The sequence below is a fragment of the Kineothrix sp. MB12-C1 genome (assembly GCF_030863805.1).
Lineage (GTDB): Bacteria > Bacillota > Clostridia > Lachnospirales > Lachnospiraceae > Kineothrix.
Map to the genome: position 1 here is coordinate 3,716,970 of NZ_CP132957.1, position 14,487 is coordinate 3,731,456.

Here is a 14,487-nt window from a genome sequence, read left to right on the forward strand (position 1 = left end):
ATGGAAAATATAATTACCGGAAGAAATATTGTAAAAACCTTTGGAAGGGGCGTTGAACAAGCAAAGGTGCTTGATAGAGTAAATGTTGAAATCACAAAAGGTGAATTTGTCGCCGTCATGGGACCGTCAGGCTCCGGGAAATCCACCCTGTTGTTCGCGCTTTCCGGTATGGATGATATATCGGACGGGTCGGTGAAGTTCGGCGATACTGAGCTCTCTAAGCTCCGGGAAGATGAGCTTGCGGATGTACGCCGGATGAAAATGGGCTTTATCTTTCAGCAGCCTACTATGTTGAAAAATCTGAACCTCTTGGATAACATCATCCTCCCAGCCGCTCGGGACGGCAAGAAGGATGCTGTGGTGCCCACGCAAAGGGCAAAGGCGCTGATGAAGAAAACAGGAATTGACGGGCTTGAGAACAGGGATACCACCGAGGTCTCGGGCGGGCAACTCCAGCGGGCCGGTATCTGCCGCGCACTGATAAACGCGCCGGAGATCCTCTTTGCCGACGAGCCGACAGGCGCGCTTAACGCCAAATCGGCCGAGGAAATCATGGGATTGCTGGTGGACATCAACAGGGAAGGCACCGCGATTCTGCTTGTGACCCACGATGCGAAAATTGCCGCCCGCGCCGATAGAATTTTGTTCACGAAAGACGGGAGTATCGTCTCCGAGCTTTCGCTGCAAAAGTTCAGCGGAAAGGATATGAGGTCAAGAACCGAAAAGGTACTCACACAGATGGCGGCTGTAGGGATTTAGATTAATGTGCTATTATGGATATAACGGTATTTGTATTTGTCGATAAATAAAATTTTTTTCGAAGTGCAATAGTGGAAATAGATGATAAGAATTTAATTGAGAGAATTTATCTATTCGGTTGTATAGGACAAATAGTTATTGTAAGCGGAATAGTATACTTTGTCCGCAAACGGCCAAAGTATGTTTTTTGCACACTCGCTTTGCTCGGCGCAGTATAATACTGTTAAAATATTATACCTTTTACGAAGATTGGGATACATAATTGATTATTCTACATCGATGGGAATTGTTTGTATTATTGTGGCTGGATGCTCATCAGCGCTATGGGGAAGCTTTATTTCAATAAGATATTTGCATATTTCAATCTCAAAATTGATAACAGATTTTTTCGATTTTAAGAAATCATATGAATATTATCCTGTAATCGCCTTATTTATAATAATTGAATTTAGTTACTTGCTTTTGGATGGCAGTTTGATTGTTGGTGCTTCAGAGTGGTATCTTCCGATTCTTATTTTTTTTAAATCCATTATATTTGGAGGAATAGAAGAAATAGGATGGCGATATACTTTTCAACCACTTTTAGAGAAAAAGATAGGTTTTATAGCTACTACAATTTCTATATTTTTTATGTGGGGAATATGACATTATTTATATTTCTATATTGATGGGGCATTAAATAAAATAAATGCATTCGGATTTTTTACCGGACTTTTAACGAATTGTTTTTTGCTTGGAATGATATATAAGAAAAGTTGTAGCTTATGGTTGTGCGTATTTACACATTCGTTGATAAATACGTTCTCTCAGATTTCCACGGGTGGGAATGAGTATATTAACTATATATCAAAAATAATAATTATAGTAGCATCAAGTATTATTTGTTTGAAAACGAATAAAGAATAAATTCCAATTTACTTTGAGGAGGAAACAAATATGAAAAAAATTGCTTTTATCTGTGTACATAATTCCTGTCGCTCGCAAATTGCAGAAGCCCTTTGCAGGCATTTTTCAGGAGATGTGTTTGATTGCTATTCAGCAGGAACAGAAACAAAGCCGCAGATCAATCAAGATGCTGTACGTCTTATGAAAGAACTTTATGGAATCGACATGGAAAGGACGCAGTACTCTAAGATTTTATCTGATATTCCGTCTGTAGATATTGTTATTACAATGGGCTGCAACGTAGAATGTCCCTTCCTACCCTGCGAACATCGTGAAGATTGGGGGCTTGATGATCCTACAGGAAAGAGTGACGAGGAATTTATTAAGATCATAAAGGTTATTGAGGCAAAGGTAAAGGGATTATCCGGATTCGACTTGTGAGTGTTCCATGAATTCTAATTATTTTCTATATTATTTCGCCATAGTTTCCAGTATCGAATAAAATCTTCGATATTCCTTCATAACCTCATTGCGGTTAACGGCCTTCCGTCCTAATCGGTCACAATACCCTAATAAGGCTATATCATTAATATCAACACTTGAAATCAATCCCTCTTTATCACTAAACGGGAGATCTTTTAAAATATAAAGCATATGCATGTGATATTTAACCAACAGACATACCTTTATAATGAAATCTTGTTCAGATGTAACTGCCTCCAGAAATTGTTTTGATAAATCAGCACCTACATTATCGTGATTGTAGGCAGTAATCTTTTCCCCTTTTATTCTGGTGGTATCCGGTTTCCCTATATCATGCAGTAAAACTGCCCACATGAATGCTTTTGGATCACTGCTGTTTTCTCTCACCGCGGCAGCCTCATCCAATACCAGCATTGTATGATTCCAGACATTTCCCTCGGGGTGGTGGATTTTTGATTGCTCTGTGTCCCTTAACCTCCTCAACATGGAAAAAGGCCACTGCTTAAAATCCTCTGAATCGAATAACTGATTTAGATAATCAGAAGGTTTCTCGTTAAACATCAAGTGTTCCGTTATTGTATTAAATAATTCATTTTCTATTTTCATAGTCACTCGTCCTTATTTTTTATTTTAATGCGTTCTTCTATATAAATAGTGCCTCAATATCGTATTCTTGCTTATTAATTTAGAATTTTCGATATTTCAATTCAGTAAGTACTTTGATGATTCTACTGAACTTGATAGTATAGTTAATATAATGTTTTAATGTACCCTATGAAATCCTGAAAAATGCACAAGTTGACATTAAAAACCCCATGTGCTAGAATGTGGTTGAAAATTGAATAGGTCATTGACTTATCCTTTACCGCCGGGTAAAGAGATTGAGCATCAGACTTCATATCATTAGGCCATGGAAGATATGAAAGACTGGTGTTTTTATTTTTGTGGAGTGAATTTCATGAGAAAAACAAGTTGTCTTAGGGATTTTACAAAGTACGCATCCTTAAATGTTCTTGGAATGTTAGGGTTATCCTGTTACATATTAGCAGATACTTTTTTCGTTTCAAAAGGGCTTGGGGCAAATGGATTAACCGCCCTTAATCTTGCAATCCCAATTTATAGCTTTATTCACGGAAGCGGATTAATGTTCGGTATGGGTGGAGCTACAAAATATTCCATTGCCAAAAGTCAGAAGGACACTAATAACGCTAATCGAATTTTTACAAATACTGTTGTTCTTGCTCTTAGTTTTGCGGCTGTTTTCTTTATTCTTGGAATGTTTTTTTCCGGAGCTATCATTCAGCTGTTAGGTGCAGATGAAGTAGTTTTTGAAATGAGCAAAATATATCTTCAAGTGATACTGCTATTTGCACCTATGTTCATATTGAATAATGTTCTTTTGTGTTTTGTACGAAATGATGGTGCTCCCCAACTCTCCATGTTAGCTATGTTGGGAGGGAGCTTTTCCAATATCATTTTAGACTATGTTTTTATGTTTCCTCTTGGCATGGGGATATTTGGTGCTGTTCTTGCTACCGGGCTTGCTCCAATAATCAGTATGATAATTCTTTCACCATTCTTTTTCCAAAGGAAGAACCATTTTCATTTGAAGAGATGTACAATTTCAGCAAAGATCAGTACCGGAGTTTTTTCAAGCGGTGCACCATCTCTCATTACAGAAATGTCTTCCGGTATTGTAATGATTGTGTTTAATGCAATCATACTTCGCCTGCAAGGGAATGTTGGTGTTGCAGCTTATGGTGTTATTGCTAATCTTTCTTTAGTCGTTATTTCGATTTATACAGGTATTGCTCAAGGTGTTCAACCACTTTTGAGCAGTTATCATGGCAAAGGTGATTATGCAACAGTGCAAACATTACTGCGATATGCCTTGACAACAATGCTGTTTGTATCGGGTATCATTTATTCCCTGGTATTTTTCCAGGCACCGCGAATTACAAGTATTTTCAATAGTGAACAAAACGCTATTTTGCAGAATATTGCTGTTGTTGGTTTGAAGATTTACTTTGTAGCTTGCATTTTTACTGGATTCAATATTATCATGTCCATTTATTTCACATCTACGGAATATGCCCGGCCAGCGCATATCATTTCTATCTTGCGCGGATTTATTCTTATCATTCCGATGGCTTTCTTGCTTTCTTCTATCGGTGGTATGACAGGCGTTTGGTGTGTGTTCCCGGCAACCGAACTGATTGTTGCCGGGATTGGGTGCATTTTATATTTCAGATTCCGAAAAGGAATGAAAGTAGAAACAGAAAACCATAAGTGAAAGAGCGGGGATGTATATGAATAGAGTTATTACAATTAGCCGGGAGTTTGGAAGTGGTGGAAGGGAAATTGGCAGACGGCTTGCAGAGGAGTTACAGATTGCTTATTACGATAATGAAGTTGTCGAGGAGCTTGCTAAAAAAACGAATTTTACAGAGGAATATATTAAGCGTATCGAGGAGCAGAAACCCTATCCCTTGTTCCCCATTACCATAGGCCGTACATTTTCGCCAATGACCAATTCGGCGTTTGAACAGCGTACATTGGTATTTTCTGAACAGAGCAGTATCATTACCCAAATGGCCCAAACTTCTGATTGTGTGATTGTAGGGCGTTGTGCTGACTATATTTTACATGAATACAATCCCTTGCGCTTATTTGTATATGCGGATATGGATTTTAAGATGGCACGTTGTCGGGAGAAAGGGGAAACCCAAAAAGATTTAACAGACAAGGCGCTACGGCGGAAGATACTTTCTGTTGATAAGGAGCGGTCGAAGTATTATCAGTTCTATACCGGGCAATCATGGGGAGAAAAAACGAACTATGATTTGTGCCTAAATACCACAACTATAGAAATTAAAAAAGCTGCTATCTTGTTAGCCGGCCTCATAAGAAGCAATACTCCTAACGAAAAATTCTTTTTTCCATAGTAAGCGCAAAAAGACATAGCTTTCATTTCAAAATATTGTATAATATATCTAGATTTAGATAGTGTGAAAGCCACAAAAAGTATGCACCGTCGTTACAAGCTCTGAAGTTAGTTCCCGGTGCGCTGTCGAAGATAAACGAAAGAGAAAACATTTTATGAAATTAATAAAATGAAAAAATATCAAAATAAGATAGAAAAAATAACAGAGTAAAGGGACAAATTATGAATCAAAGAGAAAGAATGTTAGCAGGATTACCATATAAAGCATGGTTGGATGGTTTAACGGAGGAACGTACGGCATGTAGACAGAAAATATATGATTTTAATATGTTGCCACCTAAGGAAAGAAAAAAAATTCCAGAGATGTTAAAATATATTATAGGAAAGACAGGAGAAAACATTTGGATTGAAGCTCCGTTTCAGTGTGATTATGGATGGAACATTGAAGTGGGAGAGAACTTCTTTGCAAATTATAATTTTACAGTCTTAGATATTGGTAAAGTGACGATTGGTGCAAATGTACAGATTGCGCCAAATGTTTCTCTCTATACGGCAGGTCACCCGATTCACCCGGAAAGCCGCAATACAGGATATGAATATGGAATTCCAATCACAATCGGAGACAATGTATGGATAGGCGGAAATAGTGTGATTCTACCGGGAGTGACCATCGGAAATAACGTGATTATAGGAGCCGGAAGTGTTGTTTCTAAAAATATCCCGGATAATATGATCGCAGTGGGGAATCCGTGTAGGGTTATACGGGAGATTACGGAAGAAGATAGAAAATATTATTATAAAAATCGGGAATTTGATGTTCCAATCGAATAAAATGACAAATAGAGCTTAGTAATCAACTGGGATGAATGGTTATAGTAGTGATTCAAGAAGAAAGGTGAGGTTATTGAATTGGATAATAAAACGATGGAAAAAATGGAAGAACTGAAGGAATATCTCAAAAAAATAGAGTATCTGGCAAGTTCTATTGCATTATTGCACTGGGATAGCGCGATAAATATGCCAAAAGATGCGGTTAAATACAGAAGTGAGATGATCGGATATTTAACAGGCGAGAGCTACAAGCTCACTACATCGGAAAAGATGAAAGCGTTCATCGATTATTTTAGTGAAATTGATGGTTTGGATCGTTTAAATAAAGCCATAATAGAAAATATAACGAGAGAATATAATAAAGTAACGAAGATACCTGAGGCTGAATACGTTCAATATGAAATTGATAAAACACTCGCACAAAATGCGTGGGAAGAAGCGAAAAAGAAGAAGGACTTCTCGGTTTTTAAACCGTATCTTGCTAAGATTATCGATTATAATAAAAGGTTTTCTGAATATTGGGGTTTTAGAGACAACAAGTATGACGGTCTTTTAGATATTTATGAACCGGGAATGACAACAGAAAGGCTAGACGCAGTATTTGGGGAATTGAAAGAAGCACTTGTCGATTTGTTACAAAGAATCAAGCGTTCAAATATTAAAACGGATGATGCTTTTTTAAAAGGAAATTATTCTGCTGAAAGCCAGAGGAAGCTGGGGGAGATTATTTTAGGGCAGATGGGATATGACTATGAAAAAAGAGGAAGAATCGATGTGTCTGAGCATCCGTTTACGATAAACTTCGGGAATAAGGATGTTAGGATAACTACAAAATATGATACCTCAGATTTCAGACCTGCAATTTTCTCGATGATTCATGAAGGAGGTCATGGAATTTATGAACAAAATATTTCGGATGAACTCGAGGGAACTTCTTTGAGTGTGGCTGCATCACTGGGCATGCACGAATCACAATCCCGATTTTATGAGAATATCCTTGGAAAAAGTATGGAATTTTGGAACTATTTTTATCCGAAGTTTCAGGAAACCTACAAAGAACTCGAAGGAGTGGACCTCACATCGTTTTATAGAGCGATTAACTGCGTAGAGCCATCTTTGATTCGGATCGATGCCGATGAATTGACTTACAGTCTTCATATAATTATTCGCTATGAAATGGAAAAGCTTCTGATAAACAGTGACATTAATATAGATGATATTCCAAAACTTTGGAATGAAAAGTATAAGGAATATTTGGGTGTGGAACCTGAACACGATGCTGAGGGAGTATTGCAAGATATTCATTGGTCCTGCGGCGATTTCGGATATTTTCCGACCTATGCGCTTGGTAACTTATACGGAGCACAATTTTTCAATAAGATGAAAGATGAGATTCCGGATTGGAGACAGCAAATAACCTGTGGAGACTTCGCTCCTATCACTAAATGGCTGAATGAAAATGTCCATCAGCATGGTGCAACATTAAAGCCGGCTGAATTAATCAAGAAAATTACGGGTGAAGAGCCAAGTGCAAAATACTTTATCGCGTATCTCAATGATAAATTTGGCAAGTTATATGATATATAAGCCCAATTTTGTATAGAGTTATCTGTCCAGACATATCGAGCAGATGAAATTGGCAATTGAAGATGGTGTCGATTCAATGGGCTACACCCCTTGGGGATGTATTGATCTTGTTTCAGCATCAACGGGAGAAATGGCGAAAAGATATGTTATTACTGGGGCTTGCTTTTCGGGAGTAAAACTGATACAATATCATCAAGCAAGTTAGCTATAACTAACTGATATATTTATTAAGGAGGTTTGAATTATGTATACACAATATAAATTACCCTATTCTTATAACGATCTTGAGCCGCACATTGATGCACTGACCATGGAGACACATTATTCCAAGCACCATGCCGCATATACGAAAAATCTTAATGATGCGGTGGCAAAGGCCGGTGTGGACAAGGAAATCGAGGAGTTGTTGTCCTCGTTAGATGAAATCGCAGATCCTGCGCTGCGTCAAGCGATTCGCAACAACGGAGGTGGTTATTACAATCACAATCTCTATTTCTCCACTATCGGACCAAATGGCGGTAAAGAGCCAACCGGAGCCTTTGAGAAGCTACTGGAACAGGAATTTGGAAGTATTTCCGCTTTTCAGGAGAAGCTGAGCGGGCTGGCTGTGGGACAGTTTGGATCGGGATGGGCTTGGTTGTCTGCGAGTCGTAACGGCAGTCTGTTGCTATCCTCCAGTTCGAATCAGGATAATCCTCTCATGGAGAAGGCGGGATATACCCCGATCTTAGGTATTGATGTTTGGGAACATGCGTATTACCTTAAGTATAAGAATCTTCGTGCCGATTATGTGAAAGCATTTTATAATGTCATCCTTTGGGACACGGTGGCAGACAACTATGAGAGAGTGAAGAATGGAAGTTAACTTCGCCCTGTTGCGCAAGGGCAGTCGCCTAATGCAGTATCAAAAGCTGCCTTTGGATGCTCTGGCTCTATGGAATAGTTGGAGCTTTCCCGGACGAGGGATAAGGTGCAGGAAACAGTACAACGATTATAGTTGTACTGTTTTTGTGTCATCAGGTTTACGGACAAACTGAAAGTAAGAAACAAGAAACACTTGAAAGGAAACTTTTTATGGAAAACTATTTTAAGTTAACAGATACTATTTATGATATTACAGAAAAATATCCCGAGATGATTGCTCTTTTGGCGGCCAACGGTTTTGAACCATTGAAAAATGATGCCATGAGAAAAACTATGGGAAAAACCATTTCCTTGGAAACAGCTTTACGTAGTAAAAAAATCAATGTAGAACTGTTTGTGAAGAAGATGGAAGATGCGATCGAACAGAGTCAATATAGCGTTTCGACGGGACTCACCGATATGAAGAAGGATACCGGAGCCGATATTCGCATCGAAGGTGTTCTGCCTTGCCCAATTCGAATTCCTTTATTGGAGAAGTTCGAAAGCTGGTTTAATGAGAAAAAGGATAGTTTTGGTTATGAGGTAGACTATAATCTGCAGGCGGCAAGTATGGGATTAGACCATATCAAAGAGCGAGTATTGGCAAGTGGCGGAAATCCCGACGGTTTGTCCGATTTGTATCTGTCGGCAGGTTTTGACTTGTTTTTTGACCAAAAACTGATGGGACAGTATCGTGATATCGGTGTATTCGAGGAAATTTCCGGAGTGGAACACTTGAATTCAGATTTTGAAAACGAAAGCCTGAACATGAAAGATCCTCGCGGACAGTACGCCATCATCGGTGTGGTTCCCGCTATCTTTATGGTGAACACCGCCGTGTTGGGTGATCGTCCATTCCCCGAAAGTTGGACGGACTTATTTCGTCCTGAATTTGAAAACAGTATTTCGTTGCCTACTCGCGATTTGGATATGTTCAATGCCTTGTTGTTACACATTCATCGTTATTACGGCGAAGAGGGAGTCACCAAGTTGGGACGTGCTATGTTGCGCAGTATGCACCCCGCACAGATGGTGAAATCACATATCAAAAAAGGAGAGGACGTTGTTCCCGCTGTGACTATCACCCCTTATTTCTTTACGCATATGATTGATGCTAAAAGTCCGTTGGTTCCTGTATGGCCCAAAGACGGAGCTGTTGTAAGTCCCATTTTCTTGTTGGCGAAGTCAAAATCCAAAGATAAAGCAAAACCCTTTGTAGATTTCTTGTTCTCAAAAGAGGTTGGAGAAGTGTTTACTTCCAATGGTAAATTTCCATCTACTAATCCGTTAGTAGACAACCGCTTGCAGCCGGAGCAGAACTTTATGTGGTTGGGATGGGACTATATTTACGAGAATGATATCAGTCAGCTGATTGAAACAACAGAGCAGTTATTCTTCGAAGCCTATGGGAAGGAGCAACTATGAATTTAACGATTTTCTCGGGGCCGCCCTCATCGGGTAAAACATCGGTCATTTTGAAAACTATTGCTGCTTTTCAACATCGGGGCATTAAGGTAGGAGTTGTCAAATTTGATTGTTTGTATACCGACGATGACATCGCATATGAAAAGGCTGGTATCCCTGTAAAAAAGGGCCTTTCAGGTGCACTGTGTCCTGACCATTTTTTCGCATCTAACATCGAAGAGATTGTTCGATGGGGTAACCATATCGGACTGGATTTGTTAATTAGTGAATCAGCCGGGCTGTGTAACCGTTGTTCCCCTTATATCAAAGAGATTAAGGGCGTGTGTGTTATCGACAATCTATCGGGTATCAATACTCCGAAAAAAATTGGCCCCATGCTGAAATCCGCTGATTTGGTGGTCATCACTAAGGGTGATATTGTATCACAGGCGGAACGTGAGGTATTTGCATCACGTGTCAGTTCAGTAAACCCCAAAGCTATTACCATGCACGTAAACGGTCTGACGGGTCAGGGTGCGTATGAATTGGGAACACTCCTTTACGATAAAGGCCAGAAGGTGGATTCGGTGCAGGGGATGAAGCTGCGTTTTCCCATGCCGGCTGCACTTTGCTCTTATTGTTTGGGTGAAACCCGCATTGGGGAAGCCTTTCAGATGGGAAATATTAAAAAAATGGATTTGGGGGTGGATGATAAATGATGGACTTGAGCATAGCACGCTTGCTGGAAGAGCATCCTTACGCAATATCTTACTTTGAGCAAAACAAGTTGGATGTTTCCGGCTATGAGGAACTGACTTTTTCTCAGTTTTTGGATCATTTCACCTTGGAAGAGCTGGAAGATCAGGCGATAGACAGAGAAAAACTGTCGTCTGACCTTACGGTATTCATCAACCAAATGCAGGAGTTTTTGGGGTTGGGAGAGTCGAACATGGTAAGCTCGTTGACTATTCTCCCCGGACGTGACAAATCCGGTATACCCGAAGGCTTTGAAAGTCTGACCGTCCATACGTCTGAAATCATTTCTATTGTCGGCCCGACCGGATCGGGAAAAAGCCGTCTGTTGGCGGATATTGAATGGGCGGCACAAGCTGACACCCCAACAGGGCGCAGCATTTTGATCAACGAAGCAGTTCCTGATAATAAGTGGAGGTTTTCCTCTAATAATAAATTGGTTGCCCAACTGTCACAAAATATGAACTTTGTTATGGATTTGACGGTACAGGAGTTCTTGCAGTTACATGCCGGGAGCCGTCTGTGTGAAGATCCTGATACGGTGATTGCCCGTATTATTGAAGAAGCCAACAATTTGGCGGGTGAACAATTCCGCATGGACACTCCCGTGACCAGCCTTTCAGGTGGTCAGTCTCGTGCATTGATGATTGCAGACACTGCGATTTTGAGTTCTTCGCCCATCGTATTGATCGATGAGATTGAAAACGCAGGTATTGACCGTAAAAAAGCGTTAAAGCTTCTGGTAGCTGAAGATAAAATTGTATTGATGGCAACCCATGATCCGCTATTGGCGTTGATTGCTGATAAACGCATTGTTATCAAAAATGGCGGTATCAGCAAGGTAATCACGACCAGTTCTGAGGAAAAAGAACTATTGGAGGAATTTGAGAAAATGGATGCCATTATTCAGGGAGCACGGCACAAATTACGCGGTGGACACCTGCTTTCTTTTGAAGACTTGGAGTAAGCATATGGCAAAATAGTTGTTACAAAAACAAAAGGACTTTGCAACAGCAGGGTCCTTTTTTATATAGAAAAGCGTGTTATAATAGATTTAAGATTTATTCAATCACACGAATAAACAGGAATTTATAAAGGTGAGGTATAATTGTAATGATTGAAACGGAAAGATTAACAATGCGATCATTTAATGAAGATGATTTTGATATTATGATGAGTCTTTATTCCAATGAAGAAATAATGAAATATATGCCAAATGATGTCATGAGTGCAGAGACAGCTCAAAAGCATTTAAATAAAGTCATATGTGATTGGGGAGAGAAGCCTCGAGTGAATTTTGAAATGGCAGTAATTTTAAAATATAATCAAGAGAAAATTGGTCGTTCCAGAATTCATTTAGATTATGAAACTGATACAGCAATCATTGGTTGGTTGCTATTAAAAAAGATTGGGTCATGGAGAGTGCTAGAAAAATGCAATATGCGTAGGGAAGTACATTTTATACAAAATTGTAAATATATTAAGAATAGCAATGTAATATGGGAAGATGAATTGGAATATGCCATCTTAGAATCAGAAAGATAAATTTCAATTTATGTTTCAAAGATATGATTAAGTAACAACTCATCTAAACGAATGATTTTACTGCCTTTACTTTCATAATAGTGCAGCATTTCGTCAATTTTCCTTTTATCATAACTTGTAATGCAATCTGATAATACATTAACGCTATAATTTGCTTTGCGTAAGTTGTAACAGGTTGATTTAACACAAGCGACAGCATCTGCTCCTGTTATGTATAAATCACATATCTCATTTTTACTGATAAAGTCTGTAAATTCTTCACTGCTTAATGCATTTCCTTTGTATTTTGTAAAAATATTTTTTGATACTATTTCCAAGTCCGAAGCTAATTCAGCTCCATATGTATTGGGTTTAAAGGTCCTCGTGCCAGCTGATAAATTTTCATGTCTTATATAAATAACATGAATATTATTGTTGACTGCCCAATCAATGGCTTTATTGATATTGTCAATAATATCCTTATAATTCTTTGTTATATCATTTTGTATATCAATTATTATTAAGGCTTTTTTCTGCATAGTGTTTCCTCCTGATAGGTAGATTAATGTTACTGTATGAACAGTAACAGATTGATTTGTTTACTTTTTTATAGTACCATACAATTGTTGACATCAGTATGGCAACAATATATATTGTATAGCAGTCTTTTAATAAACCACCTGCTATGCAGGTGTGATAAGAACTGCTTTAGCTTACAGTAAAAAACCTCCAATGTTATAATAGGTACAGGTTCGCCAACCGCACCAAAACAAAGGAGGTATCCAAAATGGATGTAAATAGTTTATCACATACGAAATGGAATTGTAAGTATCATATAGTATTTGCGCCGAAGTTCCGGAGAAAAATAGTATATGGGCAGTTAAAACAGGACGTAGCGAATATATTAAGTACGCTATGCAAGAGAAAAGGGGTAAAAATAGTAGAAGCAGAAATCTGTCCGGATCATGTGCACATGCTGGTGGAGATACCACCGAGTATGTCAGTGGCAAGCTTTATCGGATACCTGAAAGGAAAGAGCACGTTGATGATATTTGAAAGACATGCAAATCTGAAATATAAATTTGGGAACCGCCACTTCTGGTGTAGAGGATATTATGTAGATACGGTAGGAAAAAATGCAAAGAAGATCAAAGAGTATATCCAGAACCAGTTAAAAGAAGATTTGGAATATGATCAAATGACATTAAAAGAGTATATAGACCCGTTTACGGGTGAGCCAGTAAAGCAAAGCAAGTAAAAAGAGCCCATAAGGGCTCAGCAGACAAATGATGTTGCGGCTGGCGAGCCTTATCGAAGAGTCTTTAGACTCAGAGCCGGTAATACGCCCTTATAGGGCTTGAGCAAACCACCGGCTAAGCCGGTGGTTCTGATTGATAAAAAGAAATTTTGAAAGGCGGATATCGGATGAAAGTTGACAGGCTTGTTAGCATTATTATGATACTCCTTGATAAAGAGCGTATAGGCGCACAGGAGTTAGCAGATATGTTTGAAGTTTCACCCCGCACAATCTACCGTGACATAGACACTATCAATATGGCGGGCATTCCTGTTTGTTCTGCACCGGGAGTTGGCGGTGGCTTTGAAATCATGCAGAAATACAAGATAGATAGAAAGGTTTTTTCGACTGCAGACCTTTCCGCTATCTTGATGGGGCTTTCCAATCTTTCCAACATGATACGAGGGGATGAACTGGTAAACGCCCTTGCGAAAGTCAAGAGTTTTATCCCTGCCGACAGAGCGAAAGACATTGAGATAAAAGCAAATCAAATATATATAGATTTAAGTCCATGGATGGGAAACAGGAACATACAACCATATTTAGAAATTATTAAAACGGCTTTACAGGAAAGCAGGCTGCTGACCTTTGAATATGCAGACCGCTACGGAAATAAAACCGAACGGACAGCCGAGCCGTATCAGCTTGTATTGAAAAGTAGTCATTGGTATTGGCACGGGTATTGCCATAAAAGAAATGATTTTCGCTTATTCAAACTATCCCGTACATCAAACCTACAGATACAAGAAAATTTTTTTACGCCACGAGATCATCAGAAACCGCAGTTAGATTTTACTGATATTTTGGCAGCTATGCAAATAAAAATCAAAATTCGTATTCATAAATCTGTTATGGACAGGGTACTTGATTATTGCACTTATGAACATTTTTCGCCAGACGGTGATGAGCATTACCTTGTTAGTTTTCCTTTCATAGAGAACGAATACTACTACAATATTCTTTTCAGCTTTGGGGATAAATGCGAGTGTTTAGAGCCGTTACATATCCGTACAGAAATGAAGCGTAGAATATATGATATAGCTACTTTATATAACTGATTGACTTTGAAAAGAAATAAGGAGATAATAAAATTTAATTCAAATTCATTATAAGGAGA

16 protein-coding genes and 1 pseudogene are annotated in these 14,487 nt (G+C 38.8%); 15 read left to right on the forward strand and 2 right to left on the reverse strand.

Annotated elements, in window-relative coordinates; translation table 11 throughout:
* The 3 genes from RBB56_RS17025 (at window position 1) to RBB56_RS17035 (ending at window position 2,085) form a co-directional block, all read left to right on the forward strand.
* Window positions 1-759, forward strand: coding sequence for an ABC transporter ATP-binding protein (locus RBB56_RS17025; RefSeq protein ID WP_306720147.1), 759 nt, complete (start codon window positions 1-3; stop codon window positions 757-759).
* A 279-nt stretch (window positions 760-1,038) separates the two neighbouring features.
* Window positions 1,039-1,404, forward strand: coding sequence for a hypothetical protein (locus tag RBB56_RS17030; RefSeq protein ID WP_306720149.1), 366 nt, complete (start codon window positions 1,039-1,041; stop codon window positions 1,402-1,404).
* Between the two features lie 291 nt (window positions 1,405-1,695).
* The gene (locus RBB56_RS17035) at window positions 1,696-2,085 is read left to right on the forward strand and encodes an arsenate reductase ArsC (protein ID WP_306720150.1); all 390 of its coding nucleotides are present in this window, start codon (window positions 1,696-1,698) and stop codon (window positions 2,083-2,085) included.
* A 30-nt stretch (window positions 2,086-2,115) separates the two neighbouring features.
* Here the strand turns inward: RBB56_RS17035 and RBB56_RS17040 are convergent, their stop codons facing one another.
* Complete coding sequence (locus RBB56_RS17040; RefSeq protein WP_306720151.1) at window positions 2,116-2,733, reverse strand: HDIG domain-containing metalloprotein; 618 nt, start codon at window positions 2,731-2,733, stop codon at window positions 2,116-2,118.
* A 352-nt stretch (window positions 2,734-3,085) separates the two neighbouring features.
* On the opposite strand from RBB56_RS17040, the gene RBB56_RS17045 reads away from it, so the two are divergent.
* The 10 genes and pseudogenes from RBB56_RS17045 to RBB56_RS17090 all read left to right on the forward strand — a co-directional run bounded on the left by RBB56_RS17045 (window position 3,086) and on the right by RBB56_RS17090 (window position 12,094).
* Complete coding sequence (locus RBB56_RS17045; RefSeq protein ID WP_306720152.1) at window positions 3,086-4,420, forward strand: MATE family efflux transporter; 1,335 nt, start codon at window positions 3,086-3,088, stop codon at window positions 4,418-4,420.
* A gap of 16 nt (window positions 4,421-4,436) precedes the next feature.
* Complete coding sequence (locus RBB56_RS17050; RefSeq protein ID WP_306720153.1) at window positions 4,437-5,072, forward strand: cytidylate kinase-like family protein; 636 nt, start codon at window positions 4,437-4,439, stop codon at window positions 5,070-5,072.
* A 221-nt stretch (window positions 5,073-5,293) separates the two neighbouring features.
* Window positions 5,294-5,902 carry a sugar O-acetyltransferase gene (locus tag RBB56_RS17055; RefSeq protein WP_306720154.1) on the forward strand — a complete coding sequence of 203 codons (609 nt, stop codon included), beginning with the start codon at window positions 5,294-5,296 and terminating at the stop codon, window positions 5,900-5,902.
* Window positions 5,903-5,995: 93 nt separating this feature from the next.
* Window positions 5,996-7,489, forward strand: coding sequence for a carboxypeptidase M32 (locus RBB56_RS17060; RefSeq protein WP_306720155.1), 1,494 nt, complete (start codon window positions 5,996-5,998; stop codon window positions 7,487-7,489).
* 19 nt (window positions 7,490-7,508) lie between these two features.
* Window positions 7,509-7,634: pseudogene (locus tag RBB56_RS18630) on the forward strand (family 1 glycosylhydrolase); the annotation flags it as partial.
* A gap of 99 nt (window positions 7,635-7,733) precedes the next feature.
* Window positions 7,734-8,354, forward strand: a complete 621-nt coding sequence (locus tag RBB56_RS17070) for a superoxide dismutase (protein ID WP_306720156.1) — start codon at window positions 7,734-7,736, stop codon at window positions 8,352-8,354.
* A gap of 209 nt (window positions 8,355-8,563) precedes the next feature.
* Entirely contained in the window at window positions 8,564-9,817 is a 1,254-nt protein-coding gene (locus RBB56_RS17075; RefSeq protein ID WP_306720157.1) for an ABC transporter substrate-binding protein, read from the forward strand.
* Window positions 9,814-10,515, forward strand: coding sequence for a GTP-binding protein (locus RBB56_RS17080; protein WP_306720158.1), 702 nt, complete (start codon window positions 9,814-9,816; stop codon window positions 10,513-10,515). Before RBB56_RS17075 ends, RBB56_RS17080 begins: the two co-directional genes overlap by 4 nt.
* A complete protein-coding gene (locus tag RBB56_RS17085) occupies window positions 10,512-11,516 on the forward strand; it encodes an ATP-binding cassette domain-containing protein (protein ID WP_306720159.1) in 1,005 nt (334 codons plus the stop codon). The genes RBB56_RS17080 and RBB56_RS17085 overlap by 4 nt, the downstream gene beginning before the upstream one ends.
* Window positions 11,517-11,662: 146 nt before the next feature.
* Complete coding sequence (locus RBB56_RS17090; RefSeq protein ID WP_306720160.1) at window positions 11,663-12,094, forward strand: GNAT family N-acetyltransferase; 432 nt, start codon at window positions 11,663-11,665, stop codon at window positions 12,092-12,094.
* A gap of 8 nt (window positions 12,095-12,102) precedes the next feature.
* On the opposite strand, the gene RBB56_RS17095 is transcribed toward RBB56_RS17090, so the two are convergent.
* Entirely contained in the window at window positions 12,103-12,612 is a 510-nt protein-coding gene (locus RBB56_RS17095; protein WP_306720161.1) for a cysteine hydrolase family protein, read from the reverse strand.
* Window positions 12,613-12,860: 248 nt separating this feature from the next.
* Between RBB56_RS17095 and tnpA the strand changes: the two genes are divergently transcribed.
* Complete coding sequence (tnpA, locus tag RBB56_RS17100; protein ID WP_306720162.1) at window positions 12,861-13,331, forward strand: IS200/IS605 family transposase; 471 nt, start codon at window positions 12,861-12,863, stop codon at window positions 13,329-13,331.
* A 167-nt stretch (window positions 13,332-13,498) separates the two neighbouring features.
* Window positions 13,499-14,428, forward strand: coding sequence for a helix-turn-helix transcriptional regulator (locus RBB56_RS17105; RefSeq protein ID WP_306720163.1), 930 nt, complete (start codon window positions 13,499-13,501; stop codon window positions 14,426-14,428).
* Window positions 14,429-14,487 lie beyond the last annotated feature (59 nt).

What these genes read in the sequence shown, in the direction of transcription:
- RBB56_RS17025 (WP_306720147.1), top strand. Translation starts at nt 1, where the DNA reads ATGGAAAATATAATTACCGGAAGAAATATTGTAAAAACCTTTGGAAGG.
- RBB56_RS17030 (WP_306720149.1), top strand. Translation starts at nt 1,039, where the DNA reads ATGGGAATTGTTTGTATTATTGTGGCTGGATGCTCATCAGCGCTATGG.
- RBB56_RS17035 (WP_306720150.1), top strand. Translation starts at nt 1,696, where the DNA reads ATGAAAAAAATTGCTTTTATCTGTGTACATAATTCCTGTCGCTCGCAA.
- RBB56_RS17040 (WP_306720151.1), bottom strand. Translation starts at nt 2,733, where the DNA reads ATGAAAATAGAAAATGAATTATTTAATACAATAACGGAACACTTGATG.
- RBB56_RS17045 (WP_306720152.1), top strand. Translation starts at nt 3,086, where the DNA reads ATGAGAAAAACAAGTTGTCTTAGGGATTTTACAAAGTACGCATCCTTA.
- RBB56_RS17050 (WP_306720153.1), top strand. Translation starts at nt 4,437, where the DNA reads ATGAATAGAGTTATTACAATTAGCCGGGAGTTTGGAAGTGGTGGAAGG.
- RBB56_RS17055 (WP_306720154.1), top strand. Translation starts at nt 5,294, where the DNA reads ATGAATCAAAGAGAAAGAATGTTAGCAGGATTACCATATAAAGCATGG.
- RBB56_RS17060 (WP_306720155.1), top strand. Translation starts at nt 5,996, where the DNA reads ATGGAAAAAATGGAAGAACTGAAGGAATATCTCAAAAAAATAGAGTAT.
- RBB56_RS17070 (WP_306720156.1), top strand. Translation starts at nt 7,734, where the DNA reads ATGTATACACAATATAAATTACCCTATTCTTATAACGATCTTGAGCCG.
- RBB56_RS17075 (WP_306720157.1), top strand. Translation starts at nt 8,564, where the DNA reads ATGGAAAACTATTTTAAGTTAACAGATACTATTTATGATATTACAGAA.
- RBB56_RS17080 (WP_306720158.1), top strand. Translation starts at nt 9,814, where the DNA reads ATGAATTTAACGATTTTCTCGGGGCCGCCCTCATCGGGTAAAACATCG.
- RBB56_RS17085 (WP_306720159.1), top strand. Translation starts at nt 10,512, where the DNA reads ATGATGGACTTGAGCATAGCACGCTTGCTGGAAGAGCATCCTTACGCA.
- RBB56_RS17090 (WP_306720160.1), top strand. Translation starts at nt 11,663, where the DNA reads ATGATTGAAACGGAAAGATTAACAATGCGATCATTTAATGAAGATGAT.
- RBB56_RS17095 (WP_306720161.1), bottom strand. Translation starts at nt 12,612, where the DNA reads ATGCAGAAAAAAGCCTTAATAATAATTGATATACAAAATGATATAACA.
- tnpA (WP_306720162.1), top strand. Translation starts at nt 12,861, where the DNA reads ATGGATGTAAATAGTTTATCACATACGAAATGGAATTGTAAGTATCAT.
- RBB56_RS17105 (WP_306720163.1), top strand. Translation starts at nt 13,499, where the DNA reads ATGAAAGTTGACAGGCTTGTTAGCATTATTATGATACTCCTTGATAAA.